Origin of the sequence: Paenibacillus sp. IHBB 3054 (assembly GCF_051594305.1) — a bacterium.
GTDB lineage: Bacteria > Bacillota > Bacilli > Paenibacillales > Paenibacillaceae > Paenibacillus_AQ.
Map to the genome: position 1 here is coordinate 1 of NZ_JBOFBG010000099.1, position 1,623 is coordinate 1,623.

Annotated in this window: 1 protein-coding gene; it reads left to right on the forward strand. The window is 51.2% G+C overall.

Going from position 1 to position 1,623, the window contains the following annotated elements:
- Positions 1-158: 158 nt before the first annotated feature.
- Positions 159-1,598, forward strand: a complete 1,440-nt coding sequence (locus ACQ76X_RS35800) for a transposase (RefSeq protein ID WP_438498650.1) — start codon at positions 159-161, stop codon at positions 1,596-1,598.
- The last annotated feature ends 25 nt before the right edge of the window (positions 1,599-1,623 follow it).

The window sequence follows — 1,623 nt, forward strand, 5'->3', positions numbered from 1 at the left end:
CTGGACAGTGAAAAGTTCTTGTCGAAAAATCGTAACATAGAAAAATAACCCAATCCGGCGAATCTACGGTATCCTTAAGATCTCACTCTAAAAGGATAGAATCGCTGAATGGGTTACAACCAAAAGTGTACCCTATTTCCGAGCGATTGACCACACCTATGCTAAAATACCTGAATGAACTTTTACAGCCTTTCCGTTCCTGCTTTTCCAGACAAGCCACGTTCGAGTGGTTTGTCGTACTCGTCGTCGGCTTTATGCTGCGCTCCGACCATCTGGGCGTGACTTCGGTGATTCGGGATCTCTCGCTGAATCGCCGCTGCTACGAGACGCTGATTCACTTCTTTCGTTCGTCGGCTTGGTCCACGCAATCGTTGCGCCGAATTTGGCTTCAGGTGGTTCGCCAGTCTGCACCTCTGCTGGTGATTCAGAATCGCGTGGTCCTCGTCGGCGACGGCATGAAGCAGGCCAAGGAAGGCCGCCGGATGCCCGGGGTCAAGAAGCTCCATCAAGAATCCGAAAATGTCTCCAAGGGTGACTATATCTTTGGGCATTTGTTCGGAGCCATCGGCATTCTGGTTGGCGATTCCCGGAAGTGGTTCTGCCTGCCCTTATTCATGAACCTACAAGACGGTATTCAAACCATTCTGGGCTGGAAGAAGTCCGCGAGCGAAATAGAAACGCCTTCCCATGTCGTTCAGATGATTGAACAGGGCTTCAAGGCTGCGAAAGGTTTTGGTCAAGCGTTGCTGCTATTGGATCGTTACTTCTTGTCGGTTCCGGCCTTGGAGCAGCTGAATGCATGCCATCTCTCTTCCGAAACCCGCATGCACCTGGTAACGAAAGCCAAATCGAACGCGGTCGCCTACGAACGCCCCCCTGCGAAGAAGCCGGGGCGTGGCCGACCGTCGAAAAAAGGTCCTGCGGTCAAATTCAAGGAGTTATTCACGACTCGCGCTGCCGATTTTCAAGCCGCAACCGTTTTGCTGTACGGCCAGGAAGAGACGGTTCAATTTCTGTGCCTGGACCTGCTTTGGGGCCAGGGCTTATATCAGGAATTGCGCTTTGTGCTGGTGGTTCATCGGGGTAACTGCTCCATCTTGGTCAGTACGGATCTGACCTTGGCGGCCACGGAAATCATACGTTTGTACAGCTATCGCTTCAAGATTGAATGCACCTTTCGGGAAATGAAGCAGGTCACCCACGCCTTCAGCTACCGTTTCTGGAGTAAGTCGATGCCGAAGCTGAACCGATTTTTGAAAAAAGGAGAAGCACATCCGCTGGAGGCCATTACGAACGAACGCGACCGACAGCGTATCGAGAAAACGTTTCAGGCCATAGAGGGATTCGTGATGTGCCAGTGCATTGCGATGGGACTCCTACAACTCGTCGCCTTACAGTTTTCAGGCCGAACCTCGGGTCTGTTTTTCCGCTATCTGCGAACGCCCTCCCATGCTGTGGTCTCAGAAGCCACTGTTGCCGCTTATTTACGCAAGTCTATTTTTCGCCTGTTTGCTCAAAATCCTCACTTATCCATAACGAAAATAATTAAATCCAAGCAGGAAAACGCTGATCTGGAGCGCGATTCACTGGTTTCTTAGCGCTGTAGAACTTTTGACTGTCCAG

Excerpts from the sequence above, each read along its gene's own strand:
- ACQ76X_RS35800 (WP_438498650.1), top strand. The coding sequence starts at position 159 with ATGCTAAAATACCTGAATGAACTTTTACAGCCTTTCCGTTCCTGCTTT.